The sequence below is a fragment of the Amycolatopsis keratiniphila subsp. keratiniphila genome (assembly GCF_001620365.2).
Classification (GTDB): Bacteria; Actinomycetota; Actinomycetes; order Mycobacteriales; family Pseudonocardiaceae; genus Amycolatopsis; species Amycolatopsis keratiniphila.
This window is the reverse complement of the sequence record NZ_LQMT02000012.1, coordinates 260,135-273,836: the sequence shown is the minus strand read 5'-3', so window position 1 is coordinate 273,836 and position 13,702 is coordinate 260,135. Positions and strand designations below refer to the sequence as shown.

15 protein-coding genes are annotated in these 13,702 nt (G+C 69.5%); 6 read left to right on the top strand and 9 right to left on the bottom strand.

Annotated elements, in window-relative coordinates:
* Positions 1-119 precede the first annotated feature (119 nt).
* Both AVR91_RS12955 and AVR91_RS12950 read right to left on the bottom strand, forming a co-directional pair.
* Positions 120-974 (bottom strand): M23 family metallopeptidase, encoded by an 855-nt coding sequence (locus AVR91_RS12955; RefSeq protein WP_038516271.1) that lies wholly within the window; start codon positions 972-974, stop codon positions 120-122.
* Between the two features lie 290 nt (positions 975-1,264).
* Entirely contained in the window at positions 1,265-3,076 is a 1,812-nt protein-coding gene (locus tag AVR91_RS12950; RefSeq protein ID WP_063275030.1) for a Xaa-Pro dipeptidyl-peptidase, read from the bottom strand.
* Positions 3,077-3,159: 83 nt separating this feature from the next.
* Between AVR91_RS12950 and AVR91_RS12945 the strand changes: the two genes are divergently transcribed.
* Positions 3,160-4,725: a DUF4139 domain-containing protein gene (locus AVR91_RS12945; RefSeq protein WP_063275029.1), complete on the top strand. Its 1,566-nt coding sequence runs from the start codon at positions 3,160-3,162 to the stop codon at positions 4,723-4,725.
* A gap of 81 nt (positions 4,726-4,806) precedes the next feature.
* Here AVR91_RS12945 and AVR91_RS12940 read toward each other — a convergent pair whose 3' ends face one another.
* The 3 genes from AVR91_RS12940 to AVR91_RS12930 are packed head-to-tail and all read right to left on the bottom strand — an operon-like array spanning position 4,807 to position 6,685.
* Positions 4,807-5,238 (bottom strand): CBS domain-containing protein, encoded by a 432-nt coding sequence (locus AVR91_RS12940; protein ID WP_016332748.1) that lies wholly within the window; start codon positions 5,236-5,238, stop codon positions 4,807-4,809.
* Positions 5,239-5,267: 29 nt separating this feature from the next.
* Positions 5,268-5,768 carry a hypothetical protein gene (locus AVR91_RS12935; RefSeq protein WP_063275028.1) on the bottom strand — a complete coding sequence of 167 codons (501 nt, stop codon included), beginning with the start codon at positions 5,766-5,768 and terminating at the stop codon, positions 5,268-5,270.
* The gene (locus AVR91_RS12930; RefSeq protein ID WP_063275027.1) at positions 5,765-6,685 is read right to left on the bottom strand and encodes a neutral zinc metallopeptidase; all 921 of its coding nucleotides are present in this window, start codon (positions 6,683-6,685) and stop codon (positions 5,765-5,767) included. Before AVR91_RS12930 ends, AVR91_RS12935 begins: the two co-directional genes overlap by 4 nt.
* A gap of 85 nt (positions 6,686-6,770) precedes the next feature.
* Between AVR91_RS12930 and AVR91_RS12925 the strand changes: the two genes are divergently transcribed.
* Entirely contained in the window at positions 6,771-8,777 is a 2,007-nt protein-coding gene (locus AVR91_RS12925; protein WP_063275026.1) for a prolyl oligopeptidase family serine peptidase, read from the top strand.
* Between the two features lie 65 nt (positions 8,778-8,842).
* Here the strand turns inward: AVR91_RS12925 and AVR91_RS12920 are convergent, their stop codons facing one another.
* Both AVR91_RS12920 and AVR91_RS12915 read right to left on the bottom strand, forming a co-directional pair.
* Positions 8,843-9,157: a DMT family transporter gene (locus AVR91_RS12920; RefSeq protein ID WP_063275025.1), complete on the bottom strand. Its 315-nt coding sequence runs from the start codon at positions 9,155-9,157 to the stop codon at positions 8,843-8,845.
* Positions 9,157-9,804 carry an FMN-dependent NADH-azoreductase gene (locus tag AVR91_RS12915; protein WP_063275024.1) on the bottom strand — a complete coding sequence of 216 codons (648 nt, stop codon included), beginning with the start codon at positions 9,802-9,804 and terminating at the stop codon, positions 9,157-9,159. Before AVR91_RS12915 ends, AVR91_RS12920 begins: the two co-directional genes overlap by 1 nt.
* Before the next feature lie 94 nt (positions 9,805-9,898).
* Here AVR91_RS12915 and AVR91_RS12910 point away from each other — a divergent pair, with 94 nt between their 5' ends.
* Positions 9,899-10,483: a TetR/AcrR family transcriptional regulator gene (locus AVR91_RS12910; protein ID WP_063275023.1), complete on the top strand. Its 585-nt coding sequence runs from the start codon at positions 9,899-9,901 to the stop codon at positions 10,481-10,483.
* Here AVR91_RS12910 and AVR91_RS12905 read toward each other — a convergent pair whose 3' ends face one another.
* Positions 10,484-10,882 carry an SRPBCC domain-containing protein gene (locus tag AVR91_RS12905; RefSeq protein ID WP_063275022.1) on the bottom strand — a complete coding sequence of 133 codons (399 nt, stop codon included), beginning with the start codon at positions 10,880-10,882 and terminating at the stop codon, positions 10,484-10,486.
* A gap of 55 nt (positions 10,883-10,937) precedes the next feature.
* Between AVR91_RS12905 and AVR91_RS12900 the strand changes: the two genes are divergently transcribed.
* Genes AVR91_RS12900 through AVR91_RS12890 form a run of 3 tightly spaced genes read left to right on the top strand, consistent with a single transcriptional unit; the run spans position 10,938 to position 13,001 of the window.
* Positions 10,938-11,537 carry a CGNR zinc finger domain-containing protein gene (locus AVR91_RS12900; RefSeq protein ID WP_063275021.1) on the top strand — a complete coding sequence of 200 codons (600 nt, stop codon included), beginning with the start codon at positions 10,938-10,940 and terminating at the stop codon, positions 11,535-11,537.
* 18 nt (positions 11,538-11,555) lie between these two features.
* Positions 11,556-12,605: a DUF2293 domain-containing protein gene (locus AVR91_RS12895; protein ID WP_063275020.1), complete on the top strand. Its 1,050-nt coding sequence runs from the start codon at positions 11,556-11,558 to the stop codon at positions 12,603-12,605.
* Positions 12,606-12,644: 39 nt separating this feature from the next.
* Positions 12,645-13,001 carry a DoxX family protein gene (locus AVR91_RS12890; protein ID WP_063275019.1) on the top strand — a complete coding sequence of 119 codons (357 nt, stop codon included), beginning with the start codon at positions 12,645-12,647 and terminating at the stop codon, positions 12,999-13,001.
* Here AVR91_RS12890 and AVR91_RS12885 read toward each other — a convergent pair.
* Positions 12,989-13,639: a hypothetical protein gene (locus AVR91_RS12885; RefSeq protein ID WP_063275018.1), complete on the bottom strand. Its 651-nt coding sequence runs from the start codon at positions 13,637-13,639 to the stop codon at positions 12,989-12,991. The genes AVR91_RS12890 and AVR91_RS12885 overlap by 13 nt on opposite strands.
* Positions 13,640-13,702 lie beyond the last annotated feature (63 nt).

The following is a 13,702-nucleotide window of genomic DNA, read 5'->3' as shown; positions in this document are numbered from 1 at the left end:
TGGGTGGGGGCAGGACAGATCTGTGGACAGCCGGGACCGTTGTGGACAACCGCCGCGGGACCGATCGAGGGACGCCGATCCTGTCGGTGGGTTGCCCTACAGTGCCCGGCCCCACGGGATCAGTCGCAGTGTTCGAACGGGCTCTCGTAGGCGTTCGACCCGACCGAACCGCCCCACTTGACGCAGGTCGAGGCGGCCGTCTTCTTCACCGGCCCGGCGTAGTAGGTGAAGCTGCCGGAGTCGGTCACACGAGCCGAGCCCTGCACCTCGAGGAACGCCGAAACCGGCGAAGCGGTGCCGAGCGAAACGGCCTTCAGCGTGGTGACGCAGTTGGCCTTGGTCGAGGCGTTGTACAGCAGGTACGCGGTCCCCGAACCGTTCGCGAGGCCCTGGGAGTCGACGACCGAGAAGCCGCTGCCGCACACCTCGGTGGCCTCGTAGGGGTTGCCGCCGCACGAGTTCTTGCTGGTGAAGTTCGTGTGGCCGTAGTACGGCACCGCGACCCCGTTCAGCACCGCCTTCTGTGCCACCCCGTTGAGCCGCTCTTCGAAGTGCAGGTGGGGGCCGGTGACGCCACCGGTCGCGCCGGCCGTGCCGATCTGCTTGCCGAGGCTGACGGCCTGGCCGACCGAGACGGACTGCGTCGAAAGGTGGGCGTACCGGGTACGCCAGCCGCCGCCGTGGTCGATCTCGACCCAGCGCCCGTAGCTCGTGCTGCCTTCGTTCGCGACCCGGGTGACGGTGCCGCCCGCCGACGCCAGCACCGGCATCCCGGTGATCCCCGACTTCTGGAAGTCGACCGAGTTCGCCGGGCTGTGCCCGCTGAACGTCGCCGCCGTGACCGTGACGCCGCATTTGAAGGGGACCTGGAAGTTCGGGGCGGCCGATGCCTGCGTCGTACCGGCGAGGGTCAGGCCGAGCGCGGGGAGAACGGCGGCCGCGGCGAGCACTGCGAAACGGCGCAACCTGGACATGGAGACCTCCATCAGGTGGGGAAGCCGGACAGGACGGAGCAAAGCCGGGGGAAATACATTTTCCGTACAAGCCCGAGGTCGGGTCGGCGTTTTCCCACCGGATTCCGGCGGTGGTCGATGGCCACGGTGTGACGTTGCGAAAGCCACTTTCGCAACGTTGGAGGTTGCGAAAGTGGCTTTCGCAACACGCCCTCAGCCTCAGCGCCGCCAACGGCACATCGGCGACGTAGTGAAGGCCTCCTTCCTTACCTTGAGGGTAGGGAAGGAGGCCTTCACGGAAGTCGCCTCGCTCAGCCGAAGGCGGCACGCAGCGCGGGCTTGCCGCCCGCCACCGGCAACACCAGCGAAGTGCGGTTCAGTTCGACCGAGACACCGGCGCCCGGCTTCGGGCGGAGCGTGTAGTCGTGGTCGCTGGACGCCACCAGGAACTCGATCTTGTGCCCGGCCGCGAGCAGGTAGTCCTTCGCGACCAGTTCCACCTCGACCTTGTAGTTCTCCCCGGGGGTGATCGGGTCGGTGCGGGCGGGGTCGCGCCGGTTCTGCGGGTCGGTCCAGCCCCGGGTGATCACCTTCGCCGTCCCGTCCGGAGCGCGGTCGAGGAGCACGGCGGTCACGTTCGCGGCCGGCTTGTCGAAGGACAGCGACAGGTCGGTCTTCACGGTTCCGGAAAGCCGCACGGGCTGCTTCGCCGCGGTGGTCGAGTACAGCAGGCGGTTGCCCGACGACGCGGCGGCCGCCAGCTGTTCGATCGTCTTGCTCGCGTCGTCCGCCAGCGTCTCGACGGCGGCCTTGCCCGGGACGGGGTTACGCGTGTCGAGCTTGCCCTTCGAAGAACCGCCGGGCCACGGGTAGAGCTTGACGTCCTGGGTGCCGGGCAGCGGCCACTCCGGCTCGTCCACCCACGACTTGTCCTCACGCTGGATGGTGGCCTTCGGCTCGCGCTCGATGCCGTTGTCGATGCCGTAGAGGTAGTGCGACATCCACTTGTTCAGCGTGGCGAGCCAGACGTCGCGGCGGAGGCTGTACGGGTCGGCGTGCCCGGCCTGGTGCAGCCAGATCTTGTGCTCGACCCCGCGCGCCTTGAGCATTTCGTACCAGCGGGTGCCCTGGTCGGTCTTGACGTTCCAGTCGCCGAGGCCGTGCACCACGAGCACCGAGGCCCGCACCTTGTTCACGTCGTTGCGGTAGTTCCGCACGTCCCAGAAGCGGCTGTAGTCACCGGTCACCCGGTCCTGGTCCACCCCGATCCGGTCGATCAGCGGGCGGCAGACGGCGCGGTCCTGGCGCGTGTAGACGTAGTCCGCGAGCACGTCGGCGTCCTCGCCCTGGAAACCGCCGGCCGCGACGACGGCGCCGTCGTTGCGGTAGTAGTCGTACCAGCTGGAGATCGCCGCGATCGGGACGATCGTCTCCAGCCCCTCGACCCCGGTGCTGGCCACCGCGTTGGGCAGCGTGCCGTTGTAGGAGACGCCCGTCATGCCGGTCTTGCCGGTGCTCCAGTCCGCGACCGCGGCCTTGCCCGCCGCGTCGCGCGCCGTCGCGCGGCCGTTCAGCCAGTCCACAATGGACTTCGCGCCGATGGTCTCGTTGACGTCGCCGGTGCTCGGGCAGCCGGTGGACTGACCGCTGCCGAGCGACTCCCCGTACACCACGGCGAACCCGCGGGCGGTGAAGTAGTCCTGGTAACGCCAGCTGATCGGGGCCGCGTTGGGGCCGACGGTCTTCGTCGCGATCCGCGGTCCCGCCGGGGCGCGCTTCGCGCCGGGCACGTACAGCTCCACGTCGACGTTGTGGTTCGCGACGTCGTTGCCACCCGCGTAGTAGGGGCTGGCCTGGTAGACGACCGGGACCTTCATGCCCTGTTGCGTCGCGCGGGGCCGCACGACCTCCGCGTGCACGAGGTCGTCCTTGCCGTCGTGGTCACTGTCGACCGGCGCGGTGACCCAGACGTTCTCCCGGATGACGTCCGCCGGATCGAACACCGGCTGGGCTTGGCCGTCCTTGAAGACCGGCGCCGGCGGCGCGTCGGCTTGGGCGGGCAACGCCGTCGCCGGAAGGACCAGGACGGCGGTGAACAGGGCGGCGAGCCTGGCGACTCTCACAAGACCCCCAAAAGGCTGGTGGGCAAGACGAAGCTGAGGCTTCCGGCCACCCGAACGGGTGTCAAGAGACTAACGTCGGAGGCATGCCGAGCACCCTGGAAGCACCGATCGTCGCCGTCACCGTCTACCCGCACCACGCCCGGATCACGAGGCGGGCTTCGGCGGCCCTCGACGGGGAAACGCGTTTCGCCTTCGCGGGCCTGCCGTGGAACCTGGACACGGATTCGGTCCGCGTCACCGGTTCAGGTCCGGCGGTCATCGCCGGGGTCGACGTCGCCGTCGAGCGCCATCCCGCGCCGGCGGACGCTTCACTGCGCGCGCTGGCCGAACAGCGCAAGGCCGATCAGGCGGTGATCGACGAGGTCGCGGACGCGGTCTCCGCCGAGACGGCGAAGGTCGACCTGCTGACCGGCCTGGCGACGCGCAGCGGCAGGAGTTTCGCGAAAGCGCTCGCGGCGGGCACGGCGGAGCCGCCCCGCGTCGCCGAGGTCACCGACGCGCTCGGCGCGCAACTGGCCGAGGCGCTGGGCAAGCGCCGCGAACTCGGCATCCGCCTCGCCCGGCTCCGTGACGACCTCAAGGCCCTGGACCGCGAGATCGAGACGAAACGAGGGGCGTCCGAAGTGGACAGCGCGACGGTCACGGTCGAGCTGGAGCCCGGGGAGGACGGCGCGGAGATCGGCCTCGAACTGTCCTATGTGGTCGCGAACGCGAGCTGGGAACCAGGCTACGACGTGCGTGTCCGCGGCGAGGACGTCTCGCTGACCTGGTACGGGCGGATCACCCAGCACACCGGCGAGGACTGGCCGGAATGCGAACTGGCCCTCTCGACCGCGCGGCCGGCGAACACCGTCGAGGTACCGGAACTCGAACCCTGGTTCCTCGACCGCGTGCGTCCGGTCCAGCCGCTGATGGCGCGCGCGGCGTACGGCAGCGCGGCACCCGCGGGTGGCGGGATGCCGGAGGCGGCGGGCCTGCCTGCCCCGGCCGCTCCGGCGATGGCCGTGCGGACCGCGTCCGTCGAACAGGGCACCACCGCGGTCACCTACCGGCCGGGCCGCCCGGTGGCGGTGCCGTCGGGAGCGCAGGGCCACCGCACGACGCTCGCGCAGCTGGAGCTGACGGCGAAACTGGGCTACGTCACCGCTCCGGCGGTGTCCCCGGAGGCGTTCCTGCGGGCGACCGTGGTCAACACTTCGGAGCACACACTGCGGCCGGGGAAGGCGTCGGTGTTCCACGAGACGGAGTTCGTCGGCACCACGCGGCTGGACGTCTGGGCGCCGGGCGAGGAACTCGAACTCGCCCTCGGCGTGGACGACCGGATCCGGATCGAGCGCGAGCTCACGCACCGCACGGCGAGCAAGGCGACGCTGTCCGGCGTGCGCAAGCGGGAAGCCGCCTACACCACGACGATCGTCAACCACAGTCCGCGCGAAGCCGTCGTGACCGTGTTGGACCAGGCGCCGGTCTCCCGGGACGACGCGATCACCGTCCGGGACGTGCGCACCACGCCGGAGCCGGTGGAGCGGACCGAGCTGGGCGAGTTCACCTGGCGGCTGACGCTCGCTTCGGGCGCGAAGGGCGTTGTGACGCTCGGGTACCGGGTGGACGTCGCGAAGGGGGTCGAGCTGTCGGGGTGGCGCGAGTAGCCGCCTCCGGATGTCATGAAAGGGTCGTTCAGGACATCTTCCGTCCTGAACGACCCTTTCATGACATTTGGCGGACCGGGATCAGCCCTGCGAGATGTACGCCTCCAGCTGTTCCTGACTCTTCTCCAGCTGTTCCATCCGGGTCTTCACGACGTCGCCGATGCTCACGATCCCCGCGAGCCTGCCGTCCACCACCACCGGGACGTGCCGGATGCGGCGTTCGGTCATCAGGACCGACAGCTGGTCCACCGAGTCCTCGGGGGTGCAGCTCGCGACCATCTTGGTCATGATCGCGGACACCGATCCGTCGAGCAGCTGGGGCCCGCGCTCGTTGAGCCGTCGCACCACGTCCCGTTCGGAGACGATCCCGACGATCCCGCCCTCGGGGTCGACCACCACCAAGGCGCCGACGTTGTGCTCCGCCAGTCTCTCGAGCAGTTCGGTTACGTTCGTCTCCGGCGAGACGGTCGCGACGGCCGCCCCCTTGTTCCGCAACAGATCGGAAATCCGCATACGCGCTCCTCCCGGATGGGTGACCTGAGTCACTCCAGGTTATGGCCTCGCCGCCGAGCGCGAAAGTCCGGAGAGTCCGGTTCGAGACCGAGCCGTTCGGCGAGCGCGTCGTACGCCTCGATGATCCCGAGGCCGTAGGGGTCGTCGCCGAGCGCGCCGAGTGCCCCCCGCCCGATCTCCCAGTGCTTCTTCGCGGACTCGTGATCGCCGAGTTTGCGGTAGTCCTCGGCGAGGTTGAGGTGCAGCGAGGGGTAGAACCCGCGCACGGCGAGCGTCGCGTGGTACTCCTTGGCGCGTTCGTCGGTGAGGGAATCGGCCGCGGCGAGCGCGCGGAGATCCCAGGCGAGTTCGTCGGCCGGATCGTCCTGGACGTCGGCCATGTAGTGGGCGAGCGCGCACCGGTGCAGCGGGTCGCCGTCCTCGCCGATCCGTTCCCACAACGCCGCGAACTTCTCGCGCGCGCCTGCCCGGTCGCCGGAGATGTGCAGCTGGAGGCCGGTATTGATCTCGGCCATCACCTCGTCGGTCATTTGACGTCCGAGGCAGGCGCCGCCCAGGTGTTGCACGCCGACGTCGTCTTCCCGGAGAACCCGGCCTTCGCCCATTTCAGCTGGTTGCGACGGCTGCCGTGGGTGTCGCTGTCGTCGGCGCGGCCGTAGTCGTCGAGGGCCGCGTTGGCCAGCGACTTGCTGATCGAGCCGCGCCCGGCGGCGGCCGCTAGGGCGAGCGCGCCGAAACAGTTCGCCTGCAGTTCGATGCGGCGGACCAGTTCCTTGTCGGCCGGGCTGTCCTCACCCGGCGACGACATCTTCTCCGCGGCCGCCGACAGGATCCCGCTGGACCGCTGGACGTGGTGCCCGTACTCGTGGGCCATCGTCGCGAGGTGACGAGACCGTTCGAGGCCCGCGTCGCCCAGCATCCACTCGGTCGGCGCGTAGATCGTCGTGTCGCCGCCGCAGTAGTAGGCGACGGCCTCGTTCTCGCTCGGCGCCTTCCCGCACGCGCTGGTCTCGGGCAGCGTCACCTGCACGGTCGCCGTCAGCGTGGGCTCGTTCGCCTGTTCCAAGGCGGGTTTCCAGGATTCGGCGAGGCAGGACACCAAGGTCTTGTAGTACGTCTCCAGTTTCGCGGGTTCGCGGCTGATCGCGGGCAGGCGGCAGGTGACGGCGCCGAGTGCGATCCCCTCCGCCAGCAGCGGGTTCGTCTCCAGCTCCCGCACCTCCTTCGGCGCGGGTTTCGCGTTCCCGGCGGGCGCTTTGGCCCCTTCGGAGGCGTACGCGCCGGACGCCGGGAGTGCCTGGCCGTCGATCTGCCGCGGTCCGCCCGCCATCGCCATCCCGGTGGTGGTCAAGGCGGCGACGATGAGCACACCGACCACGGCCGCCCCGGGGTTCCGGCGAGGCGGCGAAGGCGCGAACGGTCTGGGTACCTCGTCGGTGCCGGTCATGGTGTCCCCCAAACGTGCGAGCCAACAGCATACGGAATGCCACACCTGGTGGCGCCGGGACGGAGTGCCCGGCGAGACTGTGGGCATGAGTGACGAGGACCCGTACCTGTGGTTGGAAGACGTGACCGGCGACGAACCGCTGGACTGGGTGCGAGCCCGCAACGCCGAGGCGCTGGCGGAACTGGCAGGCGGTGAGCGGTTCGCCGGGATCCGCGACGAGGTCCGCGAGGTCCTCGACGCCGACGACCGCATCCCGTACGTCCGCCGCCGCGGCGAGTACCTGTACAACTTCTGGCAGGACTCGGCCAACCCTCGCGGCCTGTGGCGCCGCACCACCCTGGAGCAGTACCGGCTCGACACGCCGGAGTGGGAACTGCTGCTCGACGTCGACGCCCTGGCCGAGGCCGACGGCGAGAACTGGGTGTGGCAGGGCGCGGCCGTCCTCCGTCCGGGGTATCACCGCGCGCTGGTCGAGCTGTCGCGCGGGGGCGCCGACGCGACCGTCGTCCGCGAGTACGACCTCGACGAGCGCCGTTTCGTCGACGACGGGTTCTACGTCCCCGAGGCCAAGACCAGGATCGGCTGGATCGACCAGGACCGCGTGTACATCGGCACCGATTTCGGTCCGGGGACGCTGACCAGTTCGGGCTATCCGAGGCTGGCGAAGGAATGGCGCCGCGGCACGCCGCTCGAAGAGGCGACGGTGGTCTTCGAGGGCAAACCGGACGACGTCTCGGTGTCCGCGCACCACGACCCGACCGAGGGCTGGGAACGCGACTTCGTCTACCGGTCGATCGACTTCTACCGCACGGAAAGGTACGTCCGGACGGCCGCCGGTCTCGACCGCATCGAGGTCCCCGAAGACGCCCAGACGTCCTCGCACCGCGAGTGGCTGCTGATCCGGCTTCGCTCGGACTGGACCGTCGAAGGCACGACGTACCCCTCCGGCACCCTGCTCGCCTCCGGTTTCGACGCGTTCATGGCGGGCGAGCGCACCTTCACGACCCTCTTCACCCCGGACGCGCACACGTCGCTGGAGTACTGGGTGTGGACGCACAACCACCTGCTGCTCTCCACGCTGTCCGACGTCCGGACGGAACTGCGTGTGCTCACGCCGTCCGACGGCTGGACCTCGCGGCCGCTCGCCGGCGCCCCCGAACTGGGCACCGCCCAGATCACCGGCACCGACCCCGACGTCAGCGACGAATACCTGCTCGACTCCAGCGGTTACACCCAGCCGTCGACGCTGAGCTACGGGCACGTCGGCGGTGACGTCGAGGTTCTCAAGCGCGCTCCGTCGTTCTTCGACAGCGAAGAAATGACCGTCTCGCAGTACTTCGCGACGTCCGAAGACGGCACGAAGATCCCGTACTTCGTCGTACGCCCCTCCGGTGCCGAAGGCGGCCCGACGCTGCTGACCGGCTACGGCGGCTTCGAGGTCTCACTGACCCCCGGCTACAGCGGAGTCATCGGCCGCGGCTGGCTCGCGCGGGGCGGCACCTACGTCGTCGCGAACATCCGCGGTGGCGGCGAATACGGGCCGGACTGGCACACGTCGGTGACGAAAGCCAAGCGGTACAAGGTCTACGAGGACTTCTCGGCCGTCGCCGCCGACCTCGTCGAGCGCGGGATCAGCGAGCCGTCCCGGCTCGGGATCCAGGGCGGCAGCAACGGCGGGCTGCTGATGGGTGTCATGCTGACGCGCTACCCGCACCTCTTCGGTGCGATCGTGAGCCAGGTGCCGCTACTGGACATGAAGCGGTATCACAAGCTCCTCGCGGGCGCGTCGTGGATGGCCGAGTACGGCGACCCCGACGATCCGGCGGAATGGGACTTCATCGGGAAGTACTCGCCGTACCAGAACGTCCACGCCGGCCGTGAGTACCCGCCGGTCCTGTTCGTCACCTCCACCCGGGACGACCGGGTGCATCCCGCGCACGCCCGCAAGATGGTCGCGCGGATGGTGGAGCAGGGGCACGACGTGCGATACCACGAGAACATCGAGGGCGGCCACGGCGCGGCCGCCGACAACGAGCAGCTGGCGTTCAAATGGGCGCTGATGTTCGAATTCCTGTGGGAGAAGCTCGCCTGACGTGTCATGAAAGGGTCGTTCAGGACATCTTTCGTCCTGAACGACCCTTTCATGACATCCGGGGCTCACTCGGTCACCTTGGCGAGCACCACCCCTCCCACGATCAGCGCCATCGCGGCGAACCGGCCGAGGCTGAGCGGGTCCTTGTGGATCACGATGCCGAACACGATCGCGCCCACCGCCCCGATTCCGGTGAAGACGGCGTACGCGGTCCCCACCGGGATCGAGTCCATCGCCTTCGACAGCAGGTACACCGCGGCGACGCCGAGCACGAAGCACAGCACGGTCGGCCAGAACCGGGTGAAGTTCTCCGTCGGCTTGATGCTCTGCGACCAGGCGACCTCGACGGCTCCCGCCAGCAGCAGGATTCCCCAGCCCATCAGACCTCCCTTCCGGCTTTTTCGGCGCCGAGGAGCGCCTGTTCCCGCGACGCGATCCGGTCGGGATCACGCGGGCTCAGCCGAGGGTCGACCAGGGCGTTCGTCAGTTCGGAGTGCAGGAACGTGACGTCCCGGACGTCGTAATGCCCGGCGAAGAAGTCGCGCAGGTAGCGCTCGTGGTGGTCGACCGGCTCGCGCGGCGTGCCCGGCAGGTAGGTGCCGCCACGCGCTCCCGCGACCACGAAAGCCTTGCCCGCCAACGACATCTTCGGGAACGTCACCTGGTCGATCCACAGCTTGAGCGTCGCGGGGATCGAAAAGTTGTACATCGGCGCGCCGATCAGCACGACGTCGGCGGCGAGCAGTTCGGCCAGCAACGGCTCGATGACCGCCCATGCCTCGCGCTGTTCCGGCGTCTTCACGACGGAGGCGTACCCGGCCGGATCCGTGATCCCCGTCTGAAGGAGGGCGTCGCAGATCTCGGTCCAGGCCTGGCCGATCGGCGGCACCGGGTCGGCGGCCACGTCGCGGTAGGTGTAGCCCGCGCCCGGGTTCGCGGCGCGCCAGGCGCCGGCGAACCGAGCGCTCAGCTCGCGGGAGAACGACGCGCTGCGGGCACTGGAGTCGAGGTGGAGAAGGTGGCTCATCGGGGCCTCCCGGACCAGGAAGTGGACACGTCGTCCACTTGCTTCGCCGGGTACAAGTGGACGCCGCGTCCGGATATTCCCTAGGCTGCGGACCATGCCGGAAGATCTGCTCGCGAACGGCCCGGGACGGGAACGCTCGGACGCCGCCCGTAACCGCGCGAAGATCCTGAAGGCAGCCGAAGAGCTCTTCGCCGCACGTCCGGCGGCCGACGTCACCATGGAGGACATCGCCAAGGCGGCCGGAGTCGGCCGCGCCACGTTGTACCGCCGCTACCCGGACCGCTCGGCGATCGCCGTCGCCCTGCTGGACGAGCACGAGCGGGAACTCCAGGAGCGGCTGCTCACCGGCCCTCCCCCGCTGGGCCCCGGCGCTGCGCCCGCCGAGCGGCTGGCCGCGTTCTACGCGGCGATGACCGGCCTGCTCGCCCGGCACGCGCATCTCGTCCTCGGCACCGAGGTCGGGCACTCGCGGTTCACGACCGGGCCGTACCGGCTGTGGCGTACCCATGTCCGCCATCTCGCCGAGCAGGCGAGCGCCCCGGATCCGGACGTGCTCGCCGACGTCCTGCTGGCGCCGCTCGCCGTCGAGGTGTTCCTGCATCAAACAGGCGAGCTCGGCCTGAGCGTCGAACGGATCACCGACACCCTGGCCGAGCTCGCCCGGCGAACGTTCTCCTGATCAGCCGGCGAGGCCGTCGACGACCAGCTTCATCACGGCCTGCCAGTGCTCGCGCTGCGCGGCCCGCTCTTCCGGACCGGTGAGCCGCTCCTGATGGAAGACCACGGTCGTCTTGCCCGGTCCGGCCGGACGGAGGCCGACCTGGACCGTGCTCTCGTGGTCCCAGTCCTTCGGCCGCCAGGTGAGGCGGATCTTCTCGCGTTCGCGGTACCCGCGGACCTCGCCGACGGTGCCCTCGGCCGTCTCGTACGGCGCACCCTTCTCCGGCTCCAGCGACACTTCGCCCAGCCAGGCCACCAGGCCCGGACCCGAGAGGTACTCCCAAACCTCCTCCAGCGGATACGCCACCGTCTTGGACACGCCGATCTCCCAGCCCGCGTCCTTCGTCTTGCCGATCATCACGCCTCCGCTGTAACCGTCTTACCTGGTTTCCGAAACCGACTATAGTGGTTACATGACTCCGGGAACAAGACTGCTCGTCAACGCCCAGGGCGAGCGGTACCGCTTCGATCCGGGCAGCCTCAGCCTCGAACTCATGCTGACCGGCGGGCCCGGCCCGTACGAGCGCTACGAGATCGCGCATACGCCGTCCGCCCTCGCCGACTGGTTCACCGGCTCCCGGCTGGCGCTGACCGCTCCCCTGACCGATGTCCGGATCCGGCCCGCCGAGCTCACCGCGCTCAAGGAACTGCGGGACACGCTCTACCGCGTCGCACCCACCCTCGCCCGGGGCGAAGCACCGACGGCCGGCGACCTCGCCGTGCTGAACAGCGCGACCGAAGCCACCCCGAGGCCACTCGTCGACCCGGAGACGCGTCGGCTCGCCTGGGCGCCGCCCGTCACCGGGAAGCAACTCCTCGGCGCCGTCGCCCGCGACGCCATCGGCCTGGTCGCGGGCGAACGCTCCGGCCGCGTCCGCGAATGTTCCGCGAGCGACTGCTACCTGCTGTTCTTCGACACCTCGCGGTCGGGCAACCGCCGCTGGTGCTCGATGGAGCGCTGCGGCAACCGCGCCAAGATCCGGGCGTACCGGGCCCGCACCGAAACCGCGTGATCGCTAGGATTCCCGGCGATGCAGGGTGAAGCGAAACTGGAGCAACGCGTCGTCGAGACGGCGGAAAAGCTGCTGGCCAAAAAGAAGTCGGTGACCGCGCTCGGCATCCTCACCGGCATCGGCTGGCTATCGGAGAACGTCGTCGACGCCTGGCAGCGCGGCCGGATCCCCGACCTGTCGACGGCGCTGCCGGTGACGCCGGAGAAGCTGACCTTCGCGCTCGGGGCCCTGCAACGCTGGGTCGCGGCGAACAACCTCGAAGGGTCGGAGATCGAGCACGTCGGCGCGACCCGGGACCGGGCGGCCCTGCGAGTGACCTCCGGCGAACTCGCCGGTCTCGAACCGCTGTTCCGGACGCACTGGATCATGCCGGGGCTGTCCGAAGCCAAACGAGCGCAAGTCGAGGCCAGGCAACGGAAAGCACCCGACCTCGTCGTCTCGGTGGCACTCCAGGACTGGACCTGCGCCGACTGCGGCGGCACCGGCGATCTGCGGTTCCTGGAGAACGAAAAGCCCCATTGCCTCGACTGCGCCGACCTCGGCCACCTGGTCTTCCTGCCCTCCGGCGACGCCACCCTGACCCGCCGGGCGAAGAAGGCGAGCCGGCTTTCCGCCGTCGTCACCAAGTTCAACCGGTCCCGGAAACGTCATGAGCGGCAAGGGATCCTGGTCGAAGAAGCGGCACTGCGCGACGCCGAGGAGCAGTGCCTCGCCGACGAGGACGTCCGGGAACGGCGCCGCGGCCGCGACCGCGAACGCCGCGCTCACGAAGACGTCGAGTTCACCGCCCGGTTCCACACCGCGATCGTCGAGTTGTTCCCCGGCTGCCCGCCGGAGCGGGCCCGCGCCATCGCCGAACACGCCGGTCTGCGCGGCAGCGGCCGGGTGGGCCGGTCCGCCGCGGGACGGGAACTGGCCGAACGAGCGGTGTTCCTCGCCGTCGTCGCCTCGATCCGGCATCTGGACACCGAGTACGACGACCTCCTCATGGCGGGCGTGGAACGCCAGGCCGCCCGCGACCGCATCCGGCCGACCATCGACGCGGTACTCGAACGCTGGCGTTCCTGACCGCTGTCACGTTCCGGGCCCGGGCCTCGTCCACGGGGCATGTTCACCGCATACCTCATCGTGACCATCGTGACGATCGCGATCAACGCCGGGATCGCCGCCGCCGACTTCGCACGGATCCCATTCGTGCTCAAGAACTCCGCCGAGGTCGACGTCCCACCGTCCTGGATCCCGCCGCTGGCCTCGCTGAAGGCCGCGGGCGCGGCCGGGCTGCTGCTCGGCCTGTTCGGGGTGCCGTACATCGGGACCGCGGCGGCCGCCGGGCTCGTGCTGTTCTACCTCGGCGCCGTCATCACCCATTTGCGGGCGCGCGTCCTCTACAACATCGCCTTCCCCGGTGGATTCCTCGCGCTGGCGGTGGCGGCCTTCGTCCTCGATCTCGCTCAGACCAGGTAGGGACCGAAGTGTTCGGCGACGACGTCCGCGACCACTTCGGCGTCTCTTGAGCCATCGATTTCCAGTACGCGGATACCGAGACTCTTCGCCGTGCGGACGGCGTCTTCGGCGACAAGACGGTCTCGCGCGATCCGGTTGCGCTGCGCGCGCTCGGGATCGCTGACCCGTTGCGCCATCGCGGCGGCACGGGGCAGCACCCGAAGCTGGTGCTCGCGGAACTCGTCCGTGGGCACCAGCACGATCATCCGCCGGGGTGAATCCAGGAGAGGTGCGACCAGTTCCGGGCGCAACCCCCAGCCCTCAGCGAGGATGGGGCGCCCGGACACCAGCGCGCGCAGGTCGTCCAGAGCCCACTCGAACCGCAGCGGGAAACCGGCGATCGTGTCGGCGGCCATCCGCTCGGGTGTGGGCTCGACCCACACGGTGTCGGGGTCGGGATCCTCGGCGGGCGAACCGTTCCGGACGCGGTGGGCGACGCGGCGGTCCTGATGGGCGCGGGCGTCGTGGAAGTCGTAGTGGTAGACGGTGATGCCGTGGCGGCGTGCGAGCAGACGGGAGGCGGTGGACTTGCCCGCCCATTGACCGCCGCAGATCCAGAGCGCCTGGCCGAGTGTGCCGAAAGGATCAACGATGGTCACGCACGCGCCTCCGGTGTCATGAAAAGGGTCGTTCAGGACATATATCGTCCTGAACGACCCTTT

Coding starts and splice junctions, on each gene's coding strand:
- AVR91_RS12955 (WP_038516271.1), bottom strand. CDS start 974: ATGTCCAGGTTGCGCCGTTTCGCAGTGCTCGCCGCGGCCGCCGTTCTC.
- AVR91_RS12945 (WP_063275029.1), top strand. CDS start 3,160: ATGCCGAGCACCCTGGAAGCACCGATCGTCGCCGTCACCGTCTACCCG.
- AVR91_RS12940 (WP_016332748.1), bottom strand. CDS start 5,238: ATGCGGATTTCCGATCTGTTGCGGAACAAGGGGGCGGCCGTCGCGACC.
- AVR91_RS12935 (WP_063275028.1), bottom strand. CDS start 5,768: ATGACCGACGAGGTGATGGCCGAGATCAATACCGGCCTCCAGCTGCAC.
- AVR91_RS12930 (WP_063275027.1), bottom strand. CDS start 6,685: ATGACCGGCACCGACGAGGTACCCAGACCGTTCGCGCCTTCGCCGCCT.
- AVR91_RS12925 (WP_063275026.1), top strand. CDS start 6,771: ATGAGTGACGAGGACCCGTACCTGTGGTTGGAAGACGTGACCGGCGAC.
- AVR91_RS12920 (WP_063275025.1), bottom strand. CDS start 9,157: ATGGGCTGGGGAATCCTGCTGCTGGCGGGAGCCGTCGAGGTCGCCTGG.
- AVR91_RS12915 (WP_063275024.1), bottom strand. CDS start 9,804: ATGAGCCACCTTCTCCACCTCGACTCCAGTGCCCGCAGCGCGTCGTTC.
- AVR91_RS12910 (WP_063275023.1), top strand. CDS start 9,899: ATGCCGGAAGATCTGCTCGCGAACGGCCCGGGACGGGAACGCTCGGAC.
- AVR91_RS12905 (WP_063275022.1), bottom strand. CDS start 10,882: ATGATCGGCAAGACGAAGGACGCGGGCTGGGAGATCGGCGTGTCCAAG.
- AVR91_RS12900 (WP_063275021.1), top strand. CDS start 10,938: ATGACTCCGGGAACAAGACTGCTCGTCAACGCCCAGGGCGAGCGGTAC.
- AVR91_RS12895 (WP_063275020.1), top strand. CDS start 11,556: ATGCAGGGTGAAGCGAAACTGGAGCAACGCGTCGTCGAGACGGCGGAA.
- AVR91_RS12890 (WP_063275019.1), top strand. CDS start 12,645: ATGTTCACCGCATACCTCATCGTGACCATCGTGACGATCGCGATCAAC.